Genomic DNA, 25,327 nt, shown 5'->3' with positions numbered 1-25,327 from the left:
CCCTTCTGGCAGACTGGAGGCGGGCTTTCAAGCGCTGGAATCCGTACTCAGCCGGCCTAGGCCTGGGCTGCAACCTCCCGCAGCCCCTACACCAGCATGCAATCTGCCGCCGATCGCCAGCGATTATTCGCAATCGCTGAAACCGCGATGCGCTGCCAAGCGTATGTTATGATGCGTCTTCGGACAGCACCATTTTTGAGGGAAGATATTTCGCGGGATAACGGAGACAGGCCATGCGCCACGCCTTTTTCGCAATCGCAGTCGTTCCATTCCTCTTTGTATCGTCGGCATTGGCCGGCGATGCCGAGATCAAGGCGGGCCAGTCCGTCATCGACAGTCAGCTAGAGGCCCTCATTGCCGATGACGGCGCCACTGCCTACAGCTTCGCCGCCCCGAATGTGAAGCGGATCTTCCCGACCGTCGACGCCTTCATGAACATGGTGACCAACGGCTATCCGCCGGTGCGCAAGCCGCGGACCTATTCCTTCGGCAAGGTCGAGGAGACGGCTCCGGGTTCGATCGTCCAGCAGGTGCTGATCGTCGGCCCCAACGGCAAGGACTACGAGGCGGTTTACACGTTGCAGCAACAGCCCGACGGCACGTTCCAGATCACCGGTTGCAGCCTGCGCGCCTCGAATTCGCTCAGCACTTGAGGCCTCACAGCAACGGGATATCGCCCCTCTCCCAGCCCTCGGTGATTTCCGCGCCGCGCGCCTCGAAGGTGCCGGCCTCGATCGCAGCGCGGATGTCCTGCATCAGTTTCTGGTAGTAGGACAGGTTGTTCCAAGTCAAAAGCATGGCGCCGAGCGCCTCTTGCGAGCGCACCAGATGGTGGAGATAGGCGCGTGAGTAGTCCCGGGCCGCCGGGCAGTCGCTCTCCTCGTCCAATGGACGCGGATCATCGGCATGGCGGGCGTTGCGCAGATTGACCTTGCCGCGCCTGGTATAGGCAAGACCATGGCGGCCGGCCCGCGTCGGCATCACGCAGTCGAACATGTCGATGCCCCGCGCCACCGATTTCAGGATGTCGTCCGGCGTGCCGACACCCATGAGGTAGCGTGGTTTGTCCGCCGGCAATTCCGGACAGGTGATGTCGAGCATTTCGAGCATTACCGCTTGCGGCTCGCCGACGGCCAGGCCGCCGACCGCATAGCCCTTCAACTCCATCGCGCTCAGCGCCTGCGCCGAACGCACCCGCAGCGCTGCATTGTCGCCGCCCTGCACGATGCCGAACATCGCCTTGCCAGGTTGGTCGCCGAACGCCGTCTTGCAGCGCTCGGCCCAGCGCAGCGACAGCTCCATGGCGCGCTCGATCTCCTTCATTTCGGCCGGCAGCGCCGTGCATTCGTCGAGCTGCATCTGGATGTCGGAATCGAGCAGCCCCTGGATCTCGATCGACCGCTCCGGCGACATCTCGTAGGCGGCGCCATCGATATGCGAGCGGAAGGTGACGCCCTTTTCCGTCAGCTTCCTCAGCTTCGACAGTGACATCACCTGGAAACCGCCGCTGTCGGTCAGGATTGGATGCGGCCAGCGGGCGAATTCATGCAAGCCGCCGAGCCGCGCCACGCGCTCGGCGCCCGGACGCAGCATCAGGTGATAGGTGTTGCCCAGGATGATGTCGGCGCCGACGCCGCGCACCTGGTCCATATACATCGCCTTGACGGTGCCGCCGGTGCCGACCGGCATGAAGGCCGGCGTGCGGATTTCGCCACGTGGCATGTCGATCGCGCCGCGCCGCGCCTTGCCGTCGGTTGCCAGAACCTTGAAGCTGAACGGCTTAGCCATTGAATTCCTTGTCGTGGATCGGGGCGCCCGGCGCCTGTTTGTCGAGCGACTGGCGGTAGTGGATGCAGCTGCGCATGAATTTCAGCACAGATCATGGCCGGTCGCATCGCGATGCTGGCGAACGCCGGCGCGCAATTTCCGGACCTCCGCGATCAGCGCATCGCGGTCAAAGGCTTGCAGATCATCGTCCATCGCTCGTCTCCGCTCGGAAAAGCAGGCTTGCGTCGCCATAGGAGTAGAATCTGTAACGGTTCTCGATCGCATGGACATAGGCCGCACGCATCGTGTCGAGGCAGCTGAAGGCCGAAACCAGCATGAACAGCGTCGAGCGCGGCAGATGGAAATTGGTCATCAGCATGTCGGCGGTGCGAAAACGGTAGCCGGGCGTGATGAAGATGTCGGTCGGGCCGGACCAGGCAAGCAGAGTGCCGTCCTCACGCGCCGCGCTCTCCAGCAGACGCAGCGAGGTCGTGCCGACGGCGACAATGCGCCCACCCCTCGCCTTGGCCGCATTCAGCGCGTCGGCTGTTGCCAGGCTGACCGAACCGGTCTCGGCATGCATCTTGTGGTCGGCGGTGTCATCCGCCTTCACCGGCAGGAACGTGCCGGCACCGACATGCAAGGTGACGAAGCGGCGTTCGATGCCCTTGGCGTCGAGCGCTGCAAACAGCTCCGGCGTGAAATGCAGGCCCGCGGTCGGTGCCGCGACGGCGCCTTCCTCGCGGGCATAGATGGTCTGGTAATCGGCCCGGTCGCGTTCGTCGTCGTCGCGCTTCGAGGCGATATAGGGCGGCAGCGGAATGTGGCCGACCGCGTGCAGCGCTTCGTCGAGGAACGGCCCCGACAGGTCGAAGCCAAGCAGCGCCTCGCCGCCCTCGCCTTTCTCGATCACCGTGGCGTCGAGCTGACCGAGGAAACAGGAATTGCCGTCATGGCCGAAATGGATGCGGTCGCCAGTTGCGATGCGCTTGCCCGGCCGCATGAAGGCCAGCCAGCGGTCCGGCGCCATGCGCATATGCAGCGTGGCTTCGACCTGCGCCGTCGCCTCGCCCCGCCGCCGGATGCCTTTGAGCTGCGCTGGAATGACCTTGGTGTCGTTGAACACCAGCACGTCGCCGGCCCTGAGCAATGATGGCAGGTCGCCAACCGTCCGGTCGTCGAGCCCTTCGCCGGGCTTCACCACCAGCATCTTGGCGCTGTCGCGCGGTTCCGCCGGGCGAAGCGCGATGCGCTCCTCCGGCAGATCGAAGTCGAAGAGATCGACGCGCATCAGTAGAGCCGGACGAGCAGCGCTCCGGCCAGCAGCAGCACCGCGCCGGCGATGCGGCCGAGCGAGATTTCACGCACCGCGACGCCGAGAAAGCCGACGCGGTCGATAAGCATGCCGGCCAGCAACTGGCCGGCGACCAGAAACGCCATCAGCGCGGCCGCACCGATGCGTGGCGTGAGAATCGTCGACAGCGTGACATAGAAGCCGCCGAGCATGCCGCCTGCCACGAACAGCCAGGGCGCCGGCGCCTTCCAGTCGAGCGAGATGCCTTGCAGCTTCACAACCGCGACGGAGATGATGCCGAGCACGATTGCGCCCGACAGGAACGAAAACGCCGCCGCCGCGACCGGGAGACCCAGGTCGCGCGCCAGCTGCGAGTTGATCGGTGCCTGAATGGCAATGAAGGCGCCGGACAGGATGCCGAGAAGCGACCAGACGACGCCCATCATTGTCGTCTGCCCTTACTTGACGTCGGCCGCGACCTTCAGCGACACGATCTTGTCGGGATCCGGCACCGGCTCGCCGCGCTTGATCTTGTCGACATTGTCCATGCCTTCGATGACCTGGCCCCAGACCGTGTACTGGCGGTTGAGGAAGGCGGCGTCGTCGAAGCAGATGAAGAACTGCGAATTGGCCGAGTTCGGATTCTGCGACCGGGCCATCGAGCAGGTGCCGCGGCCATGGTTGGCGTTGGAGAATTCGGCCTTCAAATCCGGCTTTTCCGAGCCGCCCATGCCGGCTCGCGACGGCGCAAACGAGGGCTTGCTCGAATTGCCGAACTTGACATCGCCGGTCTGCGCCATGAAGCCCTCGATGACGCGGTGGAAAACCACGCCGTCATAGGCGCCTTCACGCGCCAGTTCCTTGATGCGGGCGACATGGCCGGGCGCCAGGTCGGGGAAAAGTTCGATGACGACCGCGCCCTTGGTCGTTTCCATGATGAGCGCGTTCTCGCGGTCCTTGATTTCGGCCATGTCAGATATCCTTTTTCAGAAAAACAGAGTTGACAACTTTACTTGCCGGCGGCGATGCGCACCTTGATCATCCGGTCGGGATCGGAGACCGTGCCGTTGTCCGCCTGGTCGCCCTTCTTGATGTGATCCACCAGTTCCATGCCGCTGACGACATTGCCGACGATGGTGTACTGGCCATCGAGGGGCGGTGCCGGAGCGAACATGATGAAGAACTGCGAATTGGCCGAATTGGGGTCCTGCGAGCGGGCCATGCCGACCACGCCGCGCTTATAATGTTCGGTCTGTGAGAATTCGGCGGGCAGGTCGGGCAGGTCGGAACCGCCGGTGCCGACGGCCTCGGCGCTGAAACCCTTTTTCATATTGCCGAACTTGACGTCGCCGGTCTGCGCCATGAAGCCGTCGATGACGCGGTGGAAGGCGACGTTGTCATAGGCGCCTTGGCGCACCAGCTTCTTGATCTGCTCGACATGCTTTGGCGCCAGATCGGGCCTCAGCGCAATGGTGACGTCGCCGTCCTTCAGCGTGATGATCATTGTGTTTTCCGGGTCGGCGGCGAAAGCCGAGACCGACGCAGCCACAAGACCGGCGAGCACGACAAGGAACGAGGCTAGCTTTTTCAGCTGCATGGTTTTCTCCGAAAACTTACTTCTTGAACTTGGCTGTGAGCGCACCGGCAACCGCCGCCGGCACGAAGGGGCGAATGTCGCCGCCCATCGAGGCAATCTGGCGAACAAGTGTGGCGGTAATGGTGCGTACCGAAGGACTGGCGGGCAGAAAAACCGTCTGCAGTTGAGGCGCCATGGTCTCGTTCATGCCGGCCATCTGCATCTCATAGTCGAGGTCGGTGCCGTCGCGCAGGCCGCGGATCATGATCGAGGCGCCCTGCTTCTTGGCCGCGTCGATGACCAGCCCGTCGAAAGCGACGACCTTGATACGGGCGCCGTCGCTGCCGAATTCCGCCTTCGTCGCCGTCTCGATCAGCTTCACCCGCTCCTCGAAGGAAAACAGCGGTTGCTTGCCCGGATGGATGCCGATCGCCGCATAAACGATATCGGCCACGGCCAGCGAGGCCTTCAGCACATCGAGATGGCCGTTGGTCAGCGGGTCGAAGGAGCCGGCATAGAGGGCGATGCGTTCAGTCATGGCTGGTGCTTCTAGCGAGCCTCTCTCGCAAAGGCAAATCCGATCGGCGCGCCGGCGGTGAACCTTTTCCGGCACATGAACGACAGATGAACACGCCGATCACGAAGCCTTCACGCAGCGTTCACTAGGTTGCACCTTAATAAGATGAAACCAAAATCCCATCTATCCGTTGTTAGGCGCAGGAGAACACGCACATGCTGATCTACATGCTCGCCACCGCAATGACCGTCGCCATGCTGATTGCAACCGTATTCGGGCTGCATCAGGAGGCACAACGCGTCCGCATCAAGGCCAACGCCAAGCGCTTCGAAGGCTTCGGCCCCCGCAAGCCGTATCGTCACTACTAAGTCAGTCTCAACTTGCTGCCGCGCCGGCCGATTGGCCGGCGTTGTTATGTCAAAACAAGGTAGCAGTCTTATTCCGCACCCTCGGGGCCGGCATCCGCCGCAGGATCGGTTTCGGCACCGGCATCGGTGCTTTCCTCGATTTCCTCGTCCGATTGCGGCTCAGAGATGCGCTCGACCGAAACCACCTTTTCACCTTCAGCCGTGTTGAAGATGGTCACGCCCTTGGTGGCGCGGCTGGCGAAGCGGATGCCGTTGACCGGCACCCGGATGACGGTGCCGCCATCCGACACCAGCATGATCTGGTCGTCATTGCCGACCGGGAAGGTCGCCACCAGCCGGCCGATCTCGGCTACCTTGGAGACATCGGTGGCACGAATGCCCTTGCCGCCGCGCCCGGTCACCCGGAAATCATAGGAAGACGACCGCTTGCCGTAGCCATATTCCGTCACTGTCAGCACGTACTGCTCGTGTACCTTGAGATTCTCGTAGTCCGCGTCGGAAAGCTCCGCCTCCTCGCCGACCTCTTCGTTGGTCAGCGCGATCTCTTCCTCTTCGCCGGCAGCGATTCCGGCGGCAAGCCGCCGTTCGGCCGCCGCCCGCTTGAGATAGGCAGCGCGTATGGCCGGCGACGCATCGACACTCTCGATCACCGCCATGGAAATCACCCGGTCTGTCTCGGCCATGGCAATGCCACGCACGCCGACCGAATTGCGGCTCTGGAAGACGCGCACGTCGCCGACGGAGAAGCGTATGCACTGGCCGGAACTGGCGGTCAGCAGCACGTCGTCCTTGTCGGTGCAGGTCTCGACGCCGAGGATCTCGTCGCCTTCTTCCTCCAGCTTCATGGCGATCTTGCCATTGCGGTTGACCTGGACGAAGTCGGATAGATCGTTGCGGCGCACGGTGCCACGTGTGGTGGCGAACATCACGTAGAGTTCGCTCCAGCTGGCCTCGTCCTCGGGCAGCGGCATGATGGTGGTGATGCGCTCGCCCTGCTCCAGCGGCAGCATGTTGATCAGCGCCTTGCCGCGTGATTGCGGATTGCCGATCGGCAGCCGCCAGACCTTTTCCTTATAGACGATGCCGCGCGAGGAAAAGAACAGCACCGGTGTATGGGTGTTGGCGACGAACAGCCGGGTGACGAAATCCTCTTCCTTGGTCGACATGCCGGAGCGGCCCTTGCCGCCGCGGCGCTGCGCCCGGTAGAGCGACAGCGGCACGCGCTTGATGTAGCCGGAATGGCTCACCGTCACGACCATGTCCTCGCGCTGGATCAGATCCTCGTCTTCCATGTCCGAACCGCCGTCGGTGAGTTCGGTGCGGCGCGGCGTGCCGAACTCGTCGCGCACGGCGGCAAGCTCGTCCTTGACGATCTTCTGGACACGCGCTCGGGACGACAAAATGTCCAGATAATCAATGATTTCAGCGCCGATCGTGTTCAACTCGTCGGCGATCTCGTCGCGGCCGAGCGCGGTCAGGCGCTGCAGGCGCAGTTCGAGGATGGCGCGCGCCTGTTCCTCTGACAGATTGTAGGTGCCGTCTTCATTGATCCGATGACGCGGGTCATCGATCAGGAGGATCAGAGATTCCACGTCGCCAGAGGGCCAGCGCCGCTCCATCAACTGCTCACGCGCTGTCTGCGGATCCGGAGCGGTGCGGATCAGTTTGATGATCTCGTCGATATTGGCGACGGCGATGGCGAGACCGACCAGCACATGGGCGCGGTCGCGCGCCTTGCGCAGCAGGAATTTTGTCCGCCTTGTGATCACCTCCTCGCGGAAGGCGACGAACGCCTTCAGCATATCGGTCAGGTTCATCACTTCCGGTTTGCCGCCATTCAGTGCCACCATATTGGCGCCGAAAGAGGTCTGCAGCGGCGTGAAGCGATAGAGCTGGTTGAGGATGACGTCGGCAACGGCGTCGCGCTTCAACTCGATGACGACGCGGTAGCCCTGGCGGTCGCTCTCGTCGCGGATATCGGAAATGCCCTCGATGCGCTTGTCGCGCACCAGTTCAGCCATCTTCTCGATCATCGACGACTTGTTCACCTGGTAGGGAACTTCGGTGATGATGATCGACTCGCGGTCATTGCCGCGCTGTTCGATGTTGACCTTGCCGCGCATGACGATGGAGCCACGGCCGGTCGAATAGGCGTTGTAGATGCCCGAACGGCCAAGCACGATGCCGCCGGTCGGGAAATCCGGTCCCGGAATGATCTCCATCAACGCCGGCAGGTCGATCGCCGGATTGTCGATTAGGGCAATGGCGCCGTTGCAGATTTCGCTGAGATTGTGCGGCGGGATGTTGGTCGCCATGCCGACGGCGATGCCGCCCGAGCCGTTGACCAAAAGGTTGGGAAACCGTGCCGGCAGAACCTTCGGTTCGCTGCCCGACGCGTCATAAGTGTCCTGGAAATCGACGGTATCCTTGTCGATATCCTCCAGGAGCTCGTGCGCGACCTTGGTCAGGCGCGCTTCCGTGTAGCGCATCGCCGCAGGCGGATCGCCGTCGATCGAGCCGAAATTGCCCTGCCCGTCGATCAACGGAACGCGCAGCGACCAGTCCTGTGCCATGCGCACCAAGGCATCATAGATGGAGGCGTCGCCATGCGGATGGTATTTACCCATCACGTCGGCGACAGGACGCGCCGACTTCACATATTTGCGGTTCCAGTGGTAACCGCTCTCATGGGCGGCGAAGAGAATGCGGCGATGCACCGGCTTGAGGCCGTCGCGCACGTCCGGCAACGCACGGCTGACGATGACGCTCATGGCGTAATCGAGATAGGAGCGCTGCATCTCCTCGACGATGGATATCGGCTCGATGCCGGTGGGGCCGCCGTCGGCGCCGCGCGGTGTCTTCTGGTCGGTCAAATCGGATCACAATCTAATCAGGAATCACTTGGTGCTTATATAGGAAGCAAGGCTGAAACTCCAACATTCCCAGCACTTTTCCAGTGTCATTTTTGGTGGTAATTTCAAATGGATACCACTGATTGCGACGATATGGCCAAGGCGGTTTCGCCGCCATCGACGCAAAAGCCTGCAATGGACGTTTTCCCCGAGCAAAAGCCACGAGCGCGATGGATTGGACCCTGTGGCTGCCCTTGCGAGCACCTGAGCCGATTCACGAGACGCGAAGGCCCATAGCGCCACGGCGGGCGCGATACTTACCGGGCGTTTCGCCCATGACACGACGAAACCGGCGGTTGAAGGTCGACAGGTCGTTGAAGCCGGCCCCGAAGGCGATCGCCGAGACCGCATCATCCGACATCTGCAGCCGCACCGCTGCCCTGTGCAGCCGCGTCTTGAGCAAGAACTGATAGGGCGTCATGCCCGCGACCTGCCGGAAAATGCGCAGGAAATGATACGGACTGGTCGCAGTCTCATCCGCAAGCGCTGAAAGCGAGACCGGCCCATCGGCGTCCAGTTCGATCCGCCGCACTGCCTCGGCTACCCGTTTCTGATCGCGGCGGCTCGGCGCGCGCCTGACATGCGTGGCTCCGGTGGCAATCGTCGCGGCGGCACCGGCCATGCGCAGGGAAAGTTCCTCGAAGGCATCCATGTCAGCAGTCTCGCGCGCGGCTTCCGCCTCGGCCAGCAGTGGCGCCAGCACCGGCAAAGGCGGCAGGCGCGGCGTGGCGAAGGCCAGCTTCCTGGCGCCCGGCACGCCGGCCACGACCCGCTCCATGTAAGACGGTCCGAAATGAAACGACAGGCAACGGTCGCCGCCGCCATGCTCATGCCCGCATTCGTAGCATGTGCCGGGATTGCCGAGCAGGAGCGCGCCGGGCGCCAGCATCGCCGTGCCTTGTTGCGCACGGTAGCGGAACGTGCCGCTGGTGACGGCAGCCACGCAGAAATCCTGATGTGCTTCCTCGAACGGCCGGTCGCCGGCACCGGCCGTGCAGATGACATCCGTCACGTGCCAGCCAGGTCCGGAGGCGAGAATATGTGTGGTCGCTGTCATGGCCGAAATATAGCAATTTTTCCCAAGCCCAGAACCCCTTCACCGCCTACCCTTCCCGGTCTCCTGACAAGAAGAGAGCTGAACCATGTTTGACCAATCCTCCTTTGCCGAAGCCTTGCACAGCCCCGGACCTATCGACGGACTCGCCGAAAAGCTGAACCTTTACGGGCGCTTCGCCGGCGCCTGGGCGTTCGACGCCTCGCGCCATCTCGAGGACGGCACGGTGCTGACCGGGCGTGGCGAGGTGCATTTCGGCTGGGCGCTCGAAGGCCGGGCGATCCAGGACGTCTGGATCCTGCCCGCGCGCGACGCCGGCCCTTCGCCTTCGCTCGGCGCCTGGACGTTCTACGGCACGACGTTGCGCGTCTACGACCCCGGCGCGGATGCCTGGCACATCTTCTGGAGCGATCCGCGCAACCAGTATTACAGCCGCCAGCTCGGTCGCGCCGAGGGCGACACGATCATGCAAGTGGGCGCCGACGGCACCGGCAGTTCAGTACGCTGGAGCTTTTCACGCATCACCGAAAACTCCTTCCGATGGCTGGGCGAACGCTCGCAAGACAATGGCGCGACATGGCGGCTGGAAGTCGAGTTCCTGGCGCGCCGAGAGGTTTGATCGCCGAGGAATGCAGCAGCAGCCCAGAATAAAAGCGTCGCGATCCTTTGCGCCGGCATCAACCACTTTCCCGCTGACAGTTCCCACCGACCGGGCTTTGCTCTACCAATATTCTGTCCGGGCACGGCCCGGCGGGAGGGTCAGAGATGCCGAGTTTCGACAGCCTGTTCAACGCCTTCGTCACCATTCTCGTGACCATCGATCCGCCTGGCCTGGCGCCGCTGTTCCTGGCCGTAACGCGCGGCATGAACCGCGAGGAGCGCCAGCAGGTTTCCGTCCGTGCCTCGATCATCGGCTTCCTGGTGATGGCGTTGTTTGCAGTTGCCGGCGCATCGATCCTGTCGGTGTTCGGCATAACGTTGCCGGCCTTCCGCGTCGCCGGCGGTTTCCTGCTGTTCTTCATCGCCTTCGAGATGGTGTTCGAGCGCCGGCAGGACCGTAAGGAGAAGATCGGCGACGTCGCCATCACCAAGGACATGATCCACAACATCGCCGCCTTCCCGCTGGCGATCCCGCTGATCGCCGGCCCCGGCGCGATTTCGGCGACGGTGCTGCTTTCCGGTTCATTTCAGGGATTTGCCGCGCAGGCAGCCCTGGTCGGCATCATCTTCGTCTGCCTCGCCATCACCTATCTGGTGTTCGTGCTGTCGGAACGCATCGACCGCATCCTCGGCCAGACTGGTCGTTCGATCCTGACCCGGCTGCTTGGCGTCATCCTGGCGGCACTGGCCGTGCAATTCGTGGCCGACGGCATCAAGGCGCTGATGGCGGGGTAACGCGACGAGCTGCCGCCGAAGCCGGCCCTATTTCACCGTCGTGTCGATCACTTCGAAATCGTGGGTAATCGTCGCGGTCTTGGCCAGCATCGCAGACGCCGAGCAATATTTTTCGATCGAAAGGTCGATCGCGCGTTTCACCTTGTCGCTGGAGAGTGCCCTGCCCTTGACGACGAAATGCATATGGATGCGTGTAAAAACCCTGGGCTCGGTTTCGGCCCGGTCGGAGTCGAGTTCGACGACGCAGTCCTCGACCGCCTCGCGGCCTTTTTCGAGGATATGCACGACATCATAGGCCGAACAGCCACCGGTGCCGATCAGCACCAGCTCCATCGGGCTTGGACCCGGCGTCTTGCCTTCCGATCCGTGCGCTGTTCCGAGCACGACCTTGTGACCGCTGCCGGATTCCCCGACGAAGGTGCGCTCCTCGACCCACTTTACGCGTGCTTTCACCGAACTCGTCCTTTCACCGTATTTCCTTGATCGGCCCGGTCAGCCTCAATCACGATGCAAAACCCCGAAAGTCCATGAATGACTCTCGGGGCACTGTGTCTGACATAACTGTTGCGATCAGAACGGGATTTCGTCATCCAATTCGCGCGACGAACCGCCACCGCCGCCGCTCTTGGCACCGCCGCCGCCGCGATTGAAGCCTTCGCTCGGGCTGGACTGACCGAAATCGGAACCACGGCTGCTGCCGCCACCGGTATAGCCGCCGACCTGACCGCCCTCGCCCTGTCCGCGTGCGTCGAGCATCTGCAGCTCACCGCGGAATTTCTGCAGCACGACTTCCGTCGTGTACTTGTCGGCACCGGTCTGGTCCTGCCATTTGCGCGTCTGCAACTGGCCCTCGACATAGACCTTCATGCCCTTCTTCAGATACTGCTCCGCCACCTTGGCGATGCCCTCATTGAAGATGACGACGTTGTGCCACTCGGTTTTTTCCTTGCGTTCGCCGGAATTCTTGTCGCGCCAGCTTTCCGATGTGGCGATGCGGATGTTGACGACCGGTTCACCCGAATTCAGGCGACGGATTTCGGGATCCGCGCCGAGATTGCCGACCAGAATGACCTTGTTGACGCTACCCGCCATGATATTTCTCCGCGCTCATCCGAAACAAATTTTTGTCGCAGCACCTTACAGGCTGCAGGCGATCGCCGCTTGCCATGGCTGCCTTTACCCACAAGGTTTTTGTTCCCTTTTCGTTCTTATCCGCATCGCTGCTTATTGTCAAGGAATGGCAGCAATGCCGAAGCCGCTCATATGGGTTTGAAAAGACCGCTTGCCAAATCAATAAGTATTCACTTATGCTTTTGGCATGATCGAAGCAGAGATTTTCCGGGCACTGGCCGACCCGACGCGCCGCGCCGTCTTTGAGCGGCTGGCCGCCGGCGAGATGAGCGTGTCGGAATTGCGCACCGGGATGACGGTGTCGCAGCCCGCGGTGTCGCAGCATCTGGCGGTGCTGCGTGGGGCCGGGCTGGTGGTCGAGCGGCGAGCCGGCCGCAACGCCTATTACCGCGCCGATCCGCAGGGGCTCGCCCCCTTGCTCTCCTGGATCGAACGCTACCGGACCTTCTGGCCGGAGCGCATCGAAAGGCTGAAGGCGGTTTTGAAGGACATGGATCAATGAAGAAGGCGGGATCAACGACCAACGCGGGCCAAAGCGACGCCGCGGATGCGCTCGAATTCGAGTACGAGCTTGCCGAGCCGCCGGAAAAGGTCTGGCGGGCCCTGACCGTACCGGAATTGCTCGCCGCCTGGATGATGCCGAACGACATCAGACCCGAGATGGGCAACCGTTTTGCCCTCGCCGGACCGGATGCGCCGATCGATTGCGAAATCCTCGACGCCGAGCCCGAACGCCTGTTGCGCTATTCCTGGCGGGAGCGCTCGCAGCCAGGCGATGGCGCGCGGCAGGATCCGCTTGACAGTACCGTCACTTTTACGCTTGCGCGCACCGTTTCCGGCGGCACGCATCTGCGCATCGTCCATGACGGCTTTGCCCGCAAGGCCATGCCTGCCGTCGCCATGGCAGGCGCCGGCTGCCGGCTTTCGCTCGATGCAAACAGGTCACCTAAGCCAATCGCCGCAAACACGCCTCGCCTCCTGCTGCGCGCGGCCTGAAAACAAACAGACGGAGAGAGACAATGAGCGGTGTTGCCAATCTGGTTCCGATGGTGATCGAGCAATCGAGCCGCGGCGAACGCGCCTTCGACATCTTTTCACGACTGCTGCGCGAGCGCATCGTCTTCATCAACGGTGAGATCAACGACGACATCTCGGCGTTGGTCTGCGCGCAGCTTCTGTCGCTGGAATCGGACAATCCCGACAAGGAGATCTCGCTCTACATCAACTCGCCGGGCGGCGTGGTCACCAGCGGCTTCGCCATCTACGACACAATGCAATACATCAGCTGCCCGGTGTCGACCGTATGCATGGGGTTTGCCGCATCGATGGGCTCGTTCCTGCTGATGGCAGGCGCACCGGGGCGCCGGATCTCGCTGCCGAACGCCACCATCCTGCTGCATCAGCCGCTGGGCGGGTTCCAGGGCCAGGCCTCCGACATCCAGCGCCATGCCGAGCGCATCGGCCGGACGAAACGGCACATGGCCGAACTCTACGCGCAGCATTGCGGCCGCAGCTATGAAGAGGTCGAGCGCACGCTGGACCGCGACCACTTCATGACCGCCCGCGAGGCCCAGGCATGGGGCATCGTCGACCATGTTTTCGACACGCGAAAAAAGGCGGCGTGAGCCAGGGCCGGATCGGAGTCCGTCCGGCTGTCGAAGATTTGACGATGCCGGTCTGGTTCCATCGGCGGCGCGCCACTATAGTCTTGGGATGACCGACACTCATCAGTCCAGATCATTGCACCGCGTCATCGCCGTTGTAGCGCTCGCCATTGCGGGCCTCATCAGCGGCGCGGCACTTGCCGAAGACAGTTCGCCGTCAACGCAAAAAGGCGCCCTGCCCGGCGTAACCGGTGACTACCGCATCGCCAAGCCGGCTCCGGAGCCCGACGACGCGTTTCCCGGCAACGGCAACGGCCAGTTCAAGATCGGCGATACGGATGTCAGGATTTCCGGCAGCATCACCGTCGATGTCGGCGCCGGCTCGATCGGGCCGCCGCGCCACTGACAGTCTGTCGGCGCGTGCTGCGTTGCGCCTGTCGCCAACAGACAATCCGCACATGAAAACGGCCCCGCCGTGCTTTGCGCAAACGGACGGGGCCTTTTTGGATCTCAAATCCAATCTCTACCGGGAGTGTACTGCCGGCATTTGATTTCGGATGCAACGCGGCGTTCAACCGACGATCCGACTAACAGTCTCTGATTTTTACGGGGATATGGCAGGTCACGGTTTGTCGGGTGGCGAAAACGCTAAACCCTGGCACTTATGCCTGCCGCCGCTCCAGTAACAACTGGAACCCTATGGGACGATCCGGTGGCGTCATAGCTCCGCTCCTTTGTCCATTGCGACGTTGTCGTCACGAAGCACAAATCGCAAATGCCTGCGGCGTCTCGCAGGCCGCCTTTGGGCGGCGAGGCCATCGAAAGACGGCCGTCTTCGTTGACTGCTGGAGACTGCTCCCGTCAGCTGGTGGCGTCAACCATCAATAGCCGGTTACCGAAAAATGTGATCGCCGGAAGGTTACGTGCAGGTCAGCTTTTGCACAGCTTTGTCAGGAGCGTGTTCGGCCTTTGTTCTTTCCGCTTGCCCGTTCACGCGAAAGACGGTTAAACGCTTTGGTCGGGAATTGTGGCGTCTCTCGACGTGGCGGCAAAACTACCTACATAGGGGATGGCCGGGAAAACCCGCCATTCCAGGAAATTCCAGATTCTGAGGCGGCGACCGGCTATGGCCGACCATAAATATCTTTCCATTCGCGGGGCGCGCGAACACAATCTGAAGAATGTCGATCTCGACTTGCCGCGTGACAGCCTGATTGTCATGACCGGCCTGTCGGGGTCCGGCAAGTCATCGCTTGCCTTCGACACGATCTATGCCGAAGGCCAGCGCCGCTACGTCGAAAGCCTGTCGGCCTACGCGCGGCAATTCCTTGAGATGATGCAGAAGCCTGACGTCGACCAGATCGACGGCCTGTCGCCCGCCATCTCCATCGAGCAGAAGACCACCTCGAAGAACCCGCGTTCGACCGTCGGCACCGTCACCGAGATCTACGACTATATGCGGCTGCTTTTTGCGCGCGTCGGCATCCCCTATTCGCCGGCCACCGGCCTGCCGATCGAGAGCCAGACGGTTTCGCAGATGGTCGACCGCGTGCTGGCGGTCGAGGAAGGCACGCGGCTGTTCATCCTGGCGCCGATGGTGCGCGGCCGCAAAGGCGAATACCGCAAGGAATTGCTGGAGTTGCAAAAAAAGGGCTTTCAGCGCGTCAAGGTCGATGGCGTCTTCTACGAAATCGCCGACGTGCCGGCGCTGGACAAGAAGTACAAGCATGACCTCGACGTCGTCGTCGACCGCATCGTCGTGCGCGGCGATCTGGCGACGCGGCTTGCCGATTCCATCGAGACCGCCCTGAAGCTGGCCGATGGGCTGGCGGTCGCCGAATTCGCCGACAAGCCGCTCGATGCCAGCCAGACCGGCGAGGATTCGGTCAACAAGTCGAAGAACGAGACGCATGAGCGCATCCTGTTCTCGGAAAAGTTCGCTTGCCCGGTCTCCGGCTTCACCATTCCGGAAATCGAACCGCGGCTGTTCTCGTTCAACAACCCGTTCGGCGCCTGCCCGACCTGCGACGGTCTCGGCAGCCAGCGCGCCATCGACGGCAATCTGATCGTGCCGGACGAGAACATCTCGCTGCGCGACGGCGCCGTCAGCCCGTGGGCGAAGTCGACCTCGCCCTATTACGCGCAGACGCTGGAAGCGCTGGGCAAGGCTTATGGCTTCAAGCTTGGCGACAAGTTCAAGGATTTGTCCGAAGAGGCCAAGGAAGCCATCCTGCACGGCACGGGCGAGCGCGAAATCACCTTCCAGTATGATGACGGCCTGCGCTCCTACAAGACCACCAAGACCTTTGAAGGCGTCATTCCCAATCTCGAGCGGCGCTGGAAAGAGACCGAATCCGCCTGGATGCGCGAAGAAATCGAGCGCTTCATGTCGGCGACGCCCTGCCCGGTCTGCAAGGGCTATCGGCTGAAGCCCGAGTCGCTGGCGGTGAAAATCGCCGGCAAGCACATCGGCGAAGTCACCGAGCTTTCCATCCGCAAGGCCGACCAGTGGTTCACCGACCTGCCAGCGTCGCTCAACGACAAGCAGAACGAGATCGCGGTGCGGGTCTTGAAGGAGATCCGCGAGCGGCTGCGCTTCCTCAACGATGTCGGGCTCGACTATCTGACGCTGTCGCGCAATTCCGGCACGCTGTCGGGCGGCGAGAGCCAGCGCATCCGGCTGGCGTCGCAGATCGGCTCGGGTCTTACCGGTGTGCTCTATGTGCTGGACGAGCCATCGATCGGCCTGCACCAGCGCGACAATGCCCGTCTGCTCGATACGCTGAAGCATCTGCGCGACATCGGCAACACGGTGATCGTCGTCGAGCATGACGAGGATGCCATCCTGCATGCCGACTATGTCGTCGACATGGGCCCGGCCGCCGGAATCCATGGTGGCGAGATCATCGCCCAGGGCACGCCGCAGCAGGTCATGGCCAATCCCAATTCGATCACCGGCAAATACCTGTCCGGTGCGCTCGAAGTGGCGACGCCTGGTGTCAGGCGCGAGGCGAAGAAGAACCGGCGCCTGAAAATCGTCGGCGCGCGCGGCAACAATTTGAAGAACGTCACCGCAGAAATCCCGCTCGGCACCTTCACCGCCGTGACCGGCGTGTCGGGCGGCGGCAAGTCGACCTTCCTCATCGAGACGCTGTTCAAGGCCGCGTCGCGCCGCATCATGGGCTCGCGCGAACATCCGGCCGAACACGACCGCATCGAGGGTCTCGAATTCCTCGACAAGGTCATCGACATCGACCAGTCGCCGATCGGCAGGACACCGCGTTCGAACCCCGCCACCTATACCGGCGCCTTCACGCCGATCCGCGACTGGTTCGCTGGGCTGCCCGAAGCCAAGGCGCGCGGCTACCAGCCGGGACGCTTCTCCTTCAACGTGAAGGGCGGCCGCTGCGAGGCCTGCCAGGGCGACGGCGTCATCAAGATCGAGATGCACTTTTTGCCCGACGTCTACGTCACCTGCGACGTCTGTCACGGCAAGCGCTACAACAGAGAGACCCTCGACGTCGTGTTCAAGGGCAAGTCGATCGCCGACGTGCTCGACATGACGGTCGAGGAAGGCGTCGACTTCTTCGCCGCCGTGCCCGGCGTGCGCGACAAGCTCGAAACGCTGAAGCAGGTCGGCCTCGGCTACATCCACATCGGCCAGCAGGCGACGACGCTGTCCGGCGGCGAGGCGCAGCGCATCAAGCTCGCCAAGGAACTGTCGCGCAAGGCAACTGGCAAGACGCTCTATATCCTCGACGAGCCGACCACCGGGCTGCATTTCCACGACGTCGCCAAGCTGTTGGAAGTGCTGCATGAACTGGTCGACCAGGGCAACACGGTGGTGGTCATCGAGCACAATCTCGAAGTGATCAAGACCGCCGACTGGGTGCTCGACCTCGGCCCCGAAGGCGGCGACGGCGGCGGCGAACTGGTTGCCTCCGGCACGCCGGAAGCAATCGTGCGCGAGAAGCGCAGCTACACCGGCCAGTTCCTCAAGGAGCTTCTGGAGCGGCGCCCCGGAGGCAAGCGCGAAGCGGCGGAGTGATCGGACCGGTTGGCGCCTGGAGAGCTTTTGAATGAAAATCAGAAGAGCGCTTGCCGGTGATCTCCAAACTGTCGTCTCGCTGACGGAAGCGGCCTATGCGCCTTACACTGCACTGTTAGGCGCACCGCCGATCCCAGTCACCGAAGACTATACGCCGCGCATCGCGCGCGGCGAGGTGTGGGTGTTGGAAAGCGGCAGCGAAATTGCCGGAGTACTCACACTGGAACGGCACGACGATCACGCGATGATCTTCTCCGTCGCGGTCTCTCCTGACTTTCAGGGCAAAGGCTTCGGTATTGCGTTGCTCAAACACGCGGACGAACAGACGCGGCTGTGGCGCTTGCCCGAGGTGCGGCTTTACACCAACGCCAGGATGGAGCGGAACATCGCGCTCTATCTGGCCTACGGTTTCCACGAAACGGGTCGCCGGCCCAATCCCTACCGGCCGGGATGGGTGCTCGTCGACATGGCAAAAGTCGTCGATGAGACCACCGCGGCCTGATTTTTTCAGCACTGGGAGGATGACAATGAGCACATCGGGAACAATCCGCGCCGGCATGGGCGGCTGGACCTTCGAGCCCTGGGATACGTCCTTCTATCCCGACAAGCTTCCCAAGGCCAAGCAGCTGAACTACGCCACTCGCCAGGTGCCGAGCATCGAGGTCAACGGCACTTACTATTCCAGCTTCAAGGAGCCGACCTTCGTTAAATGGGCCAACGAGGCGCCGGACGGTTTCGTGTACTCGCTAAAGGGCAACCGCTTCGTCACCAACCGGCGCGTGCTCGGCGAGGCCGGCGAATCGATGATGCGCTTCCTCGACTCGGGTGTTGCCGCGCTCGGTGAAAAGCTCGGGCCGATCCTGTGGCAGTTCGCGCCGACCAAGAAATTCGATCCGGACGATTTCGAAGCCTTTTTGAAACTGCTGCCGGAAAAGCAGGACGGCGTTGGGCTGCGCCATGCGCTCGAAGTCCGCAACGACAGTTTTGTCGTGCCGGAATTCGCAGCACTTGCCCGAAAATACAAGGCCGCGATCGTTTACGCCGACCATGCCAAATATCCCGACATCGCCGATGTCACCGGTGATTTCGTCTACGCCCGGCTGCAGACCGGCAGCGATGACAATCCCGACTGCTACACGCCGAAAGGCCTCGATGAATGGGCCGCGCGGGTAAAGATTTGGGCGCAAGGCAAGCAGCCGGCCGACCTGCGGCGCGCCGACCCCGCCACCGATGCGCCGGTCAAGCCGCGCGACGTGTTCGTCTACTTCATCACCGAGGGCAAGGTGCGCGCGCCGTTCGGCGCCATGGCACTGATGAAGCGAGTGGACCAGGGTCAGCCGGTGCCCTGACGCAGCGGAATCATGGCATCTTCGCTACCGTCGTAACCTTATCGATACCTCCTTGCTGCATGAATCCAGCCGAACCAGTCGCAGATTTGGGCCGCCGCGGGCAAGGACGAGGGGCATGTCGCTCGACTACACTTCACTTCTGCTGGCTGTCGGTTTTTCCGCTGCCTGCCTGAGCCTGACATTGTTTGGCATGTGGCTGACCGCTCGCTCGGAGAAATTCCTGCTGACATGGGCGATCAGTCTGGTGTTCGTGGTCGGCGATATTTTTGTCTATGACGCCTATATCGATATGCCCGGGCGCCTGCTCGGCATCGCCACGCTGGCTTTCCTCCTGCTCGGTTTCTCGACAATGCTGGGCGCGGCCTACCAGTTCAGAACCGGCGGCTCGCCAGTGCCGCGAACGGTGCTTGGCAGCGCCATTTCGCTGGCCGTGACGTTGCCTCCGATGGCTCTAGGCTATGACGGGCTGGGCTTCATGTTCGAAAATGCCTTCGCCGCCTTGCTTCTGTTCGCAACGGCGGTCGAATACTGGAAAGGCCGCGACGAAGCCCCTGCCCTGACGATCGGTATCACCGCGCTCTATTCCGCCACGGCCGCATCCTTCGCTCTCTGCGCCATGGTTCTAGCCTTGGATGGAAAGCTGGACCTTGGACATGCGCCAAGCAACTGGGCCGAGGAACTGAGCCTCATCATCGTCATCGCCAGCATGACCGGGATCGGGGCGCTTTCCCTGGCCCTGAACCAGGGACGTCTGGCCCGGCATCACCGCCACAATGCCCTGACCGACCCGCTGACCGGCCTGCTCAACCGCCGCGCCCTGTTCGACCTGCACGGCGATGCGCCGGTCGGCGCCTTCACGGCGGTGGTCGTCTTCGATCTCGACAACTTCAAGGCCGTCAACGACGAATTCGGCCACGCCGCCGGCGATGAGGTGCTGAAGGTGTTCGCACGGGAACTCGCCGGCAATCTCCGCCCGGGCGACGTCGCCGCGCGCATGGGCGGCGAGGAATTCGCGCTGGTGCTGAAGCGGACCTTGCCCGAAACGGTGGAGGCCACCGCCGAGGCCATACGGACAGCTTTTGCCGCGCACCGCATCGAAACCGAGACAGGCTCGCTGATATGCACGGTCAGTGCCGGATTTGCTTTCGGCACCAAGGAAGGTCTCGGCTTCGACAAGGTGCTCAATACCGCCGACAAGGCGCTCTACGACGCCAAGCGCGGTGGCCGCAACCGCGTCACCGCCTCTCCGTTCAGGCGCGCAGGCTGATCGCGCATCTGTGGCAGCCACGATCACGATGAGCTGTGCGACTTCCAGAGCATTTCACCGTTTCAAGGAAACGGCGAGCTGCTCTAACCCGTTGTCTGATGCAATTATCCAGGGAAAGCGCTTCGCACTTTTCCCAGAATTGCTCTACGCCGCCATCACGATTTCATTGAATGCATCCAGGTCGACATAGAAGACCTTGGTGATCTCCTCGATCAGGTCGTCATGGCCGTAGCCTTGGGACTTCAAGATGTTGATGGCAGTGATGATATCGACGCGCTCGGTAAGCCGCCGCTTCTGGTAGTCCTCGACGTAACGTTCCATGGCTGTCCCTTAGCCTGTGTGCCCAAACGCGTTGAACGACAAAGATCGCAGGAGAGAAGCTAGGAAGCCTTGCTTGCGTGAGACTTGCCGGTGATAGCCGCGGCCTCGATCTGCGATAAACCAGACTGGTACGGAAGCGGCCGACTCACAAAAGCCTAGGAAAAGACTAGCACGCAGTTGCCGATGCACCAGAGACGCTGATGCAGGGCCGGAGAAATATTGGATTTGGCAAGGACTTCGGATCGTCAACTGAAGTGCGGCGGCGATTCTACACCGTCAGGAACTTCCGGACATCGGCACGGTCCAGATCTTCCGCCGGACCGGTATGGACGATCACGCCCCGGTCCATGATGTTGACCTCGTCGGCGAGTTCGCGGCAGAAATCGAGATATTGTTCGACCAAAAGCACGGCGATGCCGGCTTGGTCGCGCAGGTAGCGGATGGCGCGGCCGATGTCCTTGATGATCGACGGCTGGATGCCTTCGGTCGGCTCGTCGAGCACCAGCAGCTTCGGCCGCATCACCAATGCCCTCCCGATGGCGAGCTGCTGCTGCTGGCCCCCGGAAAGATCGCCACCGCGACGGCCGAGCATCTGCTTCAGCACCGGGAACAATTCGAAGACATGTGCAGGAATGTTGCGGTCGGCCCGTTTCAGCGGCGCGAAGCCTGATTCCAGGTTCTCCCGCACGGTGAGCAGCGGAAAGACCTCCCTGCCCTGCGGTACGAATGCGATGCCCGACCGGGCGCGGTCATACGCCGCGCTCCGGTCGAGCGCCTTCCCCTCGAAGGCAACGCTTCCGCTCGTCAGCCGGTGATGGCCGACGATCGATCTCATCAAACTGGTCTTGCCGACGCCGTTGCGGCCGAGCACGCAGGTGATCTTGCCGGCGCCCGCCTTCAGCGACACGCCGCGCAGCGCCTGGGCGGCGCCGTAGTGCAGCGTGGCATTAGAAACTTCGAGCATGTCAGCGCCTTTTCCAGAACCGCAGAAACGACAGATCGAAGTGATGGAACTGCACCCGCCAAACCATGCTCATCTCCCCAGATAGACTTCGACGACACGCTCGTCGGCCGACACGAAATCGAGTGTGCCCTCACTCAGCACCGAGCCCTCATGCAGGCAGGTGACCTTGACGCCGAGCTCGCGCACGAAATGCATGTCGTGCTCGACGACGATGACCGAATGGTCGCGGGCAATATCCTTGAGCAGCCGCGCGGTTTCCTCGGTCTCGGCATCGGTCATGCCGGCGACCGGTTCGTCGACCAGAAGCAGTTTCGGGTCCTGCGCCAAGAGCATGCCGATCTCGAGCCACTGCTTTTGCCCATGGCTCAGATTGGCCGCCAGTTCGTCACGCTTGTCGCCAAGCCGGATGATGCCGAGGATATCATCGATCTGCCGCGTCTCGGCGGCCGAGCGGCGATGGAACAGCGCCGGAAAGATCGAGCGCGGCCCCTTCAGCGCCAGCATCAGGTTTTCCTCGATCGTGTGGCTTTCGAACACGGTCGGCTTCTGAAACTTGCGGCCGATACCCATCATGGCGATCTCGGCCTCATCATGCTTGGTCAGATCGACCTGGCCGTCGAAGAACACGTCGCCTTCGTCGGGCCGCGTCTTGCCGGTGACGATGTCCATCATCGTCGTCTTGCCGGCGCCGTTGGGGCCGATGATGGCGCGCATCTCGCCCTTGTCGAGCACCAGCGACAGATTGTTGATGGCGCGAAAGCCGTCGAAGGAGACCGAGACGCCGTCGAGATAAAGGATCGTGTTCGATTTTGACATGGTCGCTCACTCCGCCGGCTGCGGCTCGGGGTTGCTGGCGGACCAGTCGCCGGGCTTTCTCGCCTCGCTGCGAACGATTTTCGCCGGCGGCGGGACGTCGGGGTCGCTACCGGCTTCCTCGGCGACGGAAGCTGCCCGCAACGCCCTGGCGTTGCCGCGCCAGCTGTCCCACATGCCGATAATGCCCTTGGGCAGCAAAAGCGTGACGGCGACGAACAGCCCGCCCAAGGCAAACAGCCAGAATTCCGGCAGCACGCCGGTGAACCAAGATTTGCCGGCATTGACCAGCAACGCACCGATGATCGGCCCGACAATGGTGCCTCGCCCGCCGACAGCCGCCCAGACGACGACTTCAATCGAATTGGCCGGCTCGAACTCGCCCGGATTGATGATGCCGACCTGCGGCACGTAGAGCGCGCCGGCTATGCCGGCCATGACGGCCGAGACGGTGAAGGCGAACAGTTTTACGTTCTCCGCCCGCCAGCCGAGGAAGCGCGTGCGGCTCTCGGCATCGCGCACAGCCATCAGGAGCTTGCCGTATTTGGAGCCGACGATCGCCCAGGTGACGAAGACGGCTAGCGCGAGCATCACGGCGCTGGCGGCAAACAGCGCCGAGCGCGTCGCGTCGGCCTGCACGTTGAAGCCGAGAATATCCTTGAAATCGGTCAGGCCGTTGTTGCCGCCGAACCCCATGTCGTTGCGAAAAAAGGCAAGCAGCAGCGCGTACGTCATCGCCTGTGTGATGATCGAGAGATAAACGCCGGTGACGCGGCTGCGGAAGGCGAACCAGCCGAAGACGAAAGCCAGCAGGCCAGGCACCGCCAGCACCATGAGGCCGGCGAACCAGAAATGGTCGAAGCCATACCAGAACCACGGCAATTCCTTGTAGTTCAGGAACACCATGAAGTCGGGCAAGATGGGGTTGCCGTAGACGCCGCGCGAGCCGATCTGGCGCATCAGATACATGCCCATCGCATAGCCGCCGAGCGCGAAGAAGGCGCCGTGGCCGAGCGAGAGAATGCCGCAATAGCCCCAGACAAGATCGAGCGCCAAGGCGAGCAGCGCATAACAAAGATATTTGCCGGTGAGCGCGACGATGTAGGATGGGACGTAGAAGGCGCTGGTGGGAGACACCGCAAGGTTGAGCAACGGCACGATGACGGCCACCGCCAGCAGGATGAAGATCGTGATGGCGATGCGGCGGTCCGCGCCGGCGGCAAAGAAGCGTCCCGTGATCATGCTTCCACCGCCCTGCCCTTGAGCGCGAACAGGCCGCGCGGGCGCTTCTGGATGAACAGGATGATCAGCACCAGCACGACGATCTTGCCGAGCACCGCGCCCGCATAGGGCTCGAGAAACTTGTTGACGATGCCAAGCGAGAAGGCGCCGACCAGCGTGCCCCACAGATTGCCGACACCGCCGAAGACGACGACCATGAAGCTGTCGATGATGTAGCCGCGACCGAGATTGGGCGAGACATTGTCGATCTGGCTGAGCGCGACACCGGCAATGCCTGCAATGCCGGAGCCGAGCGCGAAAGTCAGCGCGTCTACCCATGGCGTCCTGATGCCCATCGAGGCGGCCATGCGCCGGTTGGCGGTGACGGCGCGCATCTGCAGGCCCCAGGGCGTGCGCTTCATCACGTAGAGCAGGATGCCGAAGACAGCGAGCGCGAAAACCAGGATCCACAGGCGGTTCCAGGTGATCGCCAACTGTCCGACATTGAACGAGCCCGACATCCACGAGGGGTTGCCCACCTCCTGGTTGGTCGGCCCGAAGATCGAACGCACGGCCTGTTGCAGGATCAGCGAGACGCCCCATGTCGCCAGCAGCGTTTCAAGCGGCCGGCCATAGAGGAAACGGATGACGCCGCGCTCGATGATCAGGCCGACTAGGGCCGCGACGAGGAAAGCCAGCGGCAGCGCAATGACCAGCGACCAGTCGAACAGGCCGGGAAAGGAGGTGCGGATCACCTGCTGGACGACGAAGGTCGTGTAGGCGCCGAGCATGACCATCTCGCCATGCGCCATGTTGATGACGCCCATGACGCCGAAGGTGATGGCAAGGCCGATTGCCGCCAGCAGCAGCACCGAGCCCAGCGAAATGCCGTACCAGATGTTCTGGCCGGCATCCCAGAAGGCCAGCGTCGAATTGATGTTGGCGATCGCGGCTGTCGCCGCTTGCCTGACCGCGTCGGTGGAATTCACCTCGACAGACGTGAGCAACGAAACCGCGTCGCGGTCGCCCCGCGCCCCGATCAGCGCGATGGCAGCGAGCTTGTCGGCTTCAGGCCGGTCGGAGACCAGAACGGAGGCGGCACGAGCCTGTTCGAGCAGCGCCTTGACGCTTGCCACGCTCTCACTGGCGATTGCCGTGTCGAGCGGTCCGATGTTTGCGGCGTCGGGCGTCTTGAACATGGTGTCGGCGGCGGCAATGCGCACGGCCGGATCCTTGGCGCCAAGCGTCAGCGTGCCCAACGCATCTCGGATGACGCGACGCAGCGTGTTGTTGACCTTGACCTTGGTGATGCCGTCCTTGGCCGCCTCGCCCGATGCCTCGCCGCTCAACGGGTCGGAAAGCTGGACGCTTTCGCCCGCTTCCTTGCCGACAAACACCAGGGAATCAGCCTTGCGGACATACAGGTTGCCGTCGGCAAGTGCCGCAAGCGGCCGCTCTACAGCCGGATCGCCGGCGGCAGCCAGTTCGTGGACGACGGCTCCGATCTCGGAAAAGCCCTTGGCCGTGGCGAATTTGGCGATGATGCCGCGCAGATCGGCTTGGCCGGCGCCCGAAGACGACAGCGTCGCCAGCAGGAACAACAGCGTCAAACCAATCGTACGAAACAGGTTCATCGGTTTCTGGTAACCCCTGAAGGTTGAAGTGGGCGTCGGGGGGGGCGGGGGGGGGGGGGGGGCCCCCCCCCGGGGGGGGGGGGGGCCCGGCG

At 62.6% G+C, this 25,327-nt stretch carries 27 protein-coding genes and 1 pseudogene; 12 read left to right on the top strand and 16 right to left on the bottom strand.

All coding sequences use genetic code 11. The features are described from left to right. Positions 1-233: 233 nt before the first annotated feature. Positions 234-653, top strand: coding sequence for a DUF4864 domain-containing protein (locus tag NKI21_RS12415; RefSeq protein ID WP_023812986.1), 420 nt, complete (start codon positions 234-236; stop codon positions 651-653). A 4-nt stretch (positions 654-657) separates the two neighbouring features. Here NKI21_RS12415 and tgt read toward each other — a convergent pair whose 3' ends face one another. The 7 genes and pseudogenes from tgt to coaD all read right to left on the bottom strand — a co-directional run bounded on the left by tgt (position 658) and on the right by coaD (position 5,175). Continuing rightward, positions 658-1,788 carry a tRNA guanosine(34) transglycosylase Tgt gene (gene tgt / locus NKI21_RS12410; RefSeq protein WP_352865775.1) on the bottom strand — a complete coding sequence of 377 codons (1,131 nt, stop codon included), beginning with the start codon at positions 1,786-1,788 and terminating at the stop codon, positions 658-660. Continuing rightward, positions 1,781-1,980, bottom strand: a pseudogene (locus NKI21_RS12405) (hypothetical protein). Before NKI21_RS12405 ends, tgt begins: the two are co-directional and overlap by 8 nt. Further along, positions 1,970-3,058 carry a tRNA preQ1(34) S-adenosylmethionine ribosyltransferase-isomerase QueA gene (gene queA / locus NKI21_RS12400; protein ID WP_352865772.1) on the bottom strand — a complete coding sequence of 363 codons (1,089 nt, stop codon included), beginning with the start codon at positions 3,056-3,058 and terminating at the stop codon, positions 1,970-1,972. The pseudogene NKI21_RS12405 and the gene queA overlap by 11 nt, the downstream one beginning before the upstream one ends. Further along, the gene (locus NKI21_RS12395; protein WP_352660321.1) at positions 3,058-3,507 is read right to left on the bottom strand and encodes a DMT family transporter; all 450 of its coding nucleotides are present in this window, start codon (positions 3,505-3,507) and stop codon (positions 3,058-3,060) included. Before NKI21_RS12395 ends, queA begins: the two co-directional genes overlap by 1 nt. A gap of 12 nt (positions 3,508-3,519) precedes the next feature. After that, positions 3,520-4,032, bottom strand: a complete 513-nt coding sequence (locus NKI21_RS12390) for a peptidylprolyl isomerase (protein ID WP_352865768.1) — start codon at positions 4,030-4,032, stop codon at positions 3,520-3,522. Between the two features lie 38 nt (positions 4,033-4,070). Continuing rightward, positions 4,071-4,565 carry a peptidylprolyl isomerase gene (locus NKI21_RS12385; protein WP_245490450.1) on the bottom strand — a complete coding sequence of 165 codons (495 nt, stop codon included), beginning with the start codon at positions 4,563-4,565 and terminating at the stop codon, positions 4,071-4,073. A 109-nt stretch (positions 4,566-4,674) separates the two neighbouring features. Beyond that, positions 4,675-5,175, bottom strand: a complete 501-nt coding sequence (gene coaD / locus NKI21_RS12380; RefSeq protein WP_127295887.1) for a pantetheine-phosphate adenylyltransferase — start codon at positions 5,173-5,175, stop codon at positions 4,675-4,677. A gap of 194 nt (positions 5,176-5,369) precedes the next feature. On the opposite strand from coaD, the gene NKI21_RS12375 reads away from it, so the two are divergent. Further along, positions 5,370-5,522, top strand: coding sequence for a hypothetical protein (locus NKI21_RS12375; RefSeq protein ID WP_352678740.1), 153 nt, complete (start codon positions 5,370-5,372; stop codon positions 5,520-5,522). Positions 5,523-5,590: 68 nt separating this feature from the next. On the opposite strand, the gene gyrA is transcribed toward NKI21_RS12375, so the two are convergent. After that, entirely contained in the window at positions 5,591-8,395 is a 2,805-nt protein-coding gene (gene gyrA / locus NKI21_RS12370; protein ID WP_352865764.1) for a DNA gyrase subunit A, read from the bottom strand. Positions 8,396-8,648: 253 nt separating this feature from the next. Next, positions 8,649-9,491: a helix-turn-helix transcriptional regulator gene (locus NKI21_RS12365; protein WP_023812996.1), complete on the bottom strand. Its 843-nt coding sequence runs from the start codon at positions 9,489-9,491 to the stop codon at positions 8,649-8,651. An 85-nt stretch (positions 9,492-9,576) separates the two neighbouring features. On the opposite strand from NKI21_RS12365, the gene NKI21_RS12360 reads away from it, so the two are divergent. Further along, positions 9,577-10,107, top strand: coding sequence for a hypothetical protein (locus tag NKI21_RS12360; RefSeq protein WP_352442595.1), 531 nt, complete (start codon positions 9,577-9,579; stop codon positions 10,105-10,107). Between the two features lie 146 nt (positions 10,108-10,253). Then, positions 10,254-10,883 (top strand): MarC family protein, encoded by a 630-nt coding sequence (locus NKI21_RS12355; protein WP_023670949.1) that lies wholly within the window; start codon positions 10,254-10,256, stop codon positions 10,881-10,883. 27 nt (positions 10,884-10,910) lie between these two features. Here the strand turns inward: NKI21_RS12355 and NKI21_RS12350 are convergent, their stop codons facing one another. Beyond that, positions 10,911-11,336: an OsmC family protein gene (locus NKI21_RS12350; RefSeq protein WP_023812998.1), complete on the bottom strand. Its 426-nt coding sequence runs from the start codon at positions 11,334-11,336 to the stop codon at positions 10,911-10,913. Between the two features lie 117 nt (positions 11,337-11,453). Then, positions 11,454-11,975 (bottom strand): single-stranded DNA-binding protein, encoded by a 522-nt coding sequence (locus tag NKI21_RS12345; protein ID WP_127270744.1) that lies wholly within the window; start codon positions 11,973-11,975, stop codon positions 11,454-11,456. 226 nt (positions 11,976-12,201) lie between these two features. Here NKI21_RS12345 and NKI21_RS12340 point away from each other — a divergent pair, with 226 nt between their 5' ends. From NKI21_RS12340 to NKI21_RS12305, 8 genes are all read left to right on the top strand, one after another. Next, positions 12,202-12,516, top strand: a complete 315-nt coding sequence (locus NKI21_RS12340; protein WP_013531836.1) for an ArsR/SmtB family transcription factor — start codon at positions 12,202-12,204, stop codon at positions 12,514-12,516. Next, a complete protein-coding gene (locus NKI21_RS12335; RefSeq protein WP_352442594.1) occupies positions 12,513-13,010 on the top strand; it encodes an SRPBCC family protein in 498 nt (165 codons plus the stop codon). The genes NKI21_RS12340 and NKI21_RS12335 overlap by 4 nt, the downstream gene beginning before the upstream one ends. A 23-nt stretch (positions 13,011-13,033) precedes the next feature. After that, positions 13,034-13,639, top strand: a complete 606-nt coding sequence (locus tag NKI21_RS12330; RefSeq protein WP_128303589.1) for an ATP-dependent Clp protease proteolytic subunit — start codon at positions 13,034-13,036, stop codon at positions 13,637-13,639. Positions 13,640-13,727: 88 nt separating this feature from the next. Then, positions 13,728-14,024, top strand: coding sequence for a hypothetical protein (locus NKI21_RS12325; RefSeq protein WP_128303588.1), 297 nt, complete (start codon positions 13,728-13,730; stop codon positions 14,022-14,024). A 720-nt stretch (positions 14,025-14,744) separates the two neighbouring features. Beyond that, positions 14,745-17,666 (top strand): excinuclease ABC subunit UvrA, encoded by a 2,922-nt coding sequence (uvrA, locus tag NKI21_RS12320; protein WP_023813002.1) that lies wholly within the window; start codon positions 14,745-14,747, stop codon positions 17,664-17,666. Between the two features lie 31 nt (positions 17,667-17,697). Beyond that, positions 17,698-18,168 carry a GNAT family N-acetyltransferase gene (locus NKI21_RS12315; RefSeq protein WP_023813003.1) on the top strand — a complete coding sequence of 157 codons (471 nt, stop codon included), beginning with the start codon at positions 17,698-17,700 and terminating at the stop codon, positions 18,166-18,168. A 25-nt stretch (positions 18,169-18,193) separates the two neighbouring features. Next, complete coding sequence (locus tag NKI21_RS12310; RefSeq protein ID WP_352865760.1) at positions 18,194-19,015, top strand: DUF72 domain-containing protein; 822 nt, start codon at positions 18,194-18,196, stop codon at positions 19,013-19,015. A gap of 115 nt (positions 19,016-19,130) precedes the next feature. Further along, on the top strand, positions 19,131-20,282 hold the full coding sequence (locus NKI21_RS12305; RefSeq protein ID WP_352442593.1) for a GGDEF domain-containing protein: 1,152 nt from the start codon (positions 19,131-19,133) through the stop codon (positions 20,280-20,282). A 144-nt stretch (positions 20,283-20,426) separates the two neighbouring features. On the opposite strand, the gene NKI21_RS12300 is transcribed toward NKI21_RS12305, so the two are convergent. From NKI21_RS12300 to urtB, 5 genes are all read right to left on the bottom strand, one after another. Next, complete coding sequence (locus NKI21_RS12300) at positions 20,427-20,603, bottom strand: hypothetical protein (protein ID WP_023759335.1); 177 nt, start codon at positions 20,601-20,603, stop codon at positions 20,427-20,429. A 268-nt stretch (positions 20,604-20,871) separates the two neighbouring features. After that, positions 20,872-21,567 (bottom strand): urea ABC transporter ATP-binding subunit UrtE, encoded by a 696-nt coding sequence (gene urtE, locus NKI21_RS12295; protein WP_023813006.1) that lies wholly within the window; start codon positions 21,565-21,567, stop codon positions 20,872-20,874. A 69-nt stretch (positions 21,568-21,636) separates the two neighbouring features. Continuing rightward, positions 21,637-22,383 (bottom strand): urea ABC transporter ATP-binding protein UrtD, encoded by a 747-nt coding sequence (gene urtD / locus NKI21_RS12290; protein WP_023813007.1) that lies wholly within the window; start codon positions 22,381-22,383, stop codon positions 21,637-21,639. A 6-nt stretch (positions 22,384-22,389) separates the two neighbouring features. Continuing rightward, positions 22,390-23,622 carry an urea ABC transporter permease subunit UrtC gene (gene urtC, locus NKI21_RS12285; RefSeq protein ID WP_352865757.1) on the bottom strand — a complete coding sequence of 411 codons (1,233 nt, stop codon included), beginning with the start codon at positions 23,620-23,622 and terminating at the stop codon, positions 22,390-22,392. After that, the gene (gene urtB / locus NKI21_RS12280) at positions 23,619-25,235 is read right to left on the bottom strand and encodes an urea ABC transporter permease subunit UrtB (RefSeq protein WP_352865755.1); all 1,617 of its coding nucleotides are present in this window, start codon (positions 25,233-25,235) and stop codon (positions 23,619-23,621) included. Before urtB ends, urtC begins: the two co-directional genes overlap by 4 nt. Positions 25,236-25,327: the final 92 nt, after the last annotated feature.

Origin of the sequence: Mesorhizobium sp. M0715, assembly GCF_040320355.1 — a bacterium.
Lineage (GTDB): Bacteria > Pseudomonadota > Alphaproteobacteria > Rhizobiales > Rhizobiaceae > Mesorhizobium.
Note: the sequence above shows the minus strand (reverse complement) of the source record. Positions and strands in the feature narration are given on the sequence as shown.

Coding starts and splice junctions, on each gene's coding strand:
- NKI21_RS12305 (WP_352442593.1), top strand. CDS start 19,131: ATGTCGCTCGACTACACTTCACTTCTGCTGGCTGTCGGTTTTTCCGCT.
- NKI21_RS12415 (WP_023812986.1), top strand. CDS start 234: ATGCGCCACGCCTTTTTCGCAATCGCAGTCGTTCCATTCCTCTTTGTA.
- NKI21_RS12390 (WP_352865768.1), bottom strand. CDS start 4,032: ATGGCCGAAATCAAGGACCGCGAGAACGCGCTCATCATGGAAACGACC.
- NKI21_RS12355 (WP_023670949.1), top strand. CDS start 10,254: ATGCCGAGTTTCGACAGCCTGTTCAACGCCTTCGTCACCATTCTCGTG.
- NKI21_RS12345 (WP_127270744.1), bottom strand. CDS start 11,975: ATGGCGGGTAGCGTCAACAAGGTCATTCTGGTCGGCAATCTCGGCGCG.
- NKI21_RS12375 (WP_352678740.1), top strand. CDS start 5,370: ATGCTGATCTACATGCTCGCCACCGCAATGACCGTCGCCATGCTGATT.
- urtD (WP_023813007.1), bottom strand. CDS start 22,383: ATGTCAAAATCGAACACGATCCTTTATCTCGACGGCGTCTCGGTCTCC.
- urtE (WP_023813006.1), bottom strand. CDS start 21,567: ATGCTCGAAGTTTCTAATGCCACGCTGCACTACGGCGCCGCCCAGGCG.
- urtC (WP_352865757.1), bottom strand. CDS start 23,622: ATGATCACGGGACGCTTCTTTGCCGCCGGCGCGGACCGCCGCATCGCC.
- NKI21_RS12325 (WP_128303588.1), top strand. CDS start 13,728: ATGACCGACACTCATCAGTCCAGATCATTGCACCGCGTCATCGCCGTT.
- NKI21_RS12300 (WP_023759335.1), bottom strand. CDS start 20,603: ATGGAACGTTACGTCGAGGACTACCAGAAGCGGCGGCTTACCGAGCGC.
- queA (WP_352865772.1), bottom strand. CDS start 3,058: ATGCGCGTCGATCTCTTCGACTTCGATCTGCCGGAGGAGCGCATCGCG.
- NKI21_RS12385 (WP_245490450.1), bottom strand. CDS start 4,565: ATGATCATCACGCTGAAGGACGGCGACGTCACCATTGCGCTGAGGCCC.
- NKI21_RS12395 (WP_352660321.1), bottom strand. CDS start 3,507: ATGATGGGCGTCGTCTGGTCGCTTCTCGGCATCCTGTCCGGCGCCTTC.
- tgt (WP_352865775.1), bottom strand. CDS start 1,788: ATGGCTAAGCCGTTCAGCTTCAAGGTTCTGGCAACCGACGGCAAGGCG.
- NKI21_RS12315 (WP_023813003.1), top strand. CDS start 17,698: ATGAAAATCAGAAGAGCGCTTGCCGGTGATCTCCAAACTGTCGTCTCG.
- coaD (WP_127295887.1), bottom strand. CDS start 5,175: ATGACTGAACGCATCGCCCTCTATGCCGGCTCCTTCGACCCGCTGACC.
- NKI21_RS12340 (WP_013531836.1), top strand. CDS start 12,202: ATGATCGAAGCAGAGATTTTCCGGGCACTGGCCGACCCGACGCGCCGC.
- NKI21_RS12360 (WP_352442595.1), top strand. CDS start 9,577: ATGTTTGACCAATCCTCCTTTGCCGAAGCCTTGCACAGCCCCGGACCT.
- uvrA (WP_023813002.1), top strand. CDS start 14,745: ATGGCCGACCATAAATATCTTTCCATTCGCGGGGCGCGCGAACACAAT.
- NKI21_RS12330 (WP_128303589.1), top strand. CDS start 13,034: ATGAGCGGTGTTGCCAATCTGGTTCCGATGGTGATCGAGCAATCGAGC.
- NKI21_RS12335 (WP_352442594.1), top strand. CDS start 12,513: ATGAAGAAGGCGGGATCAACGACCAACGCGGGCCAAAGCGACGCCGCG.
- urtB (WP_352865755.1), bottom strand. CDS start 25,235: ATGAACCTGTTTCGTACGATTGGTTTGACGCTGTTGTTCCTGCTGGCG.
- NKI21_RS12310 (WP_352865760.1), top strand. CDS start 18,194: ATGAGCACATCGGGAACAATCCGCGCCGGCATGGGCGGCTGGACCTTC.
- NKI21_RS12365 (WP_023812996.1), bottom strand. CDS start 9,491: ATGACAGCGACCACACATATTCTCGCCTCCGGACCTGGCTGGCACGTG.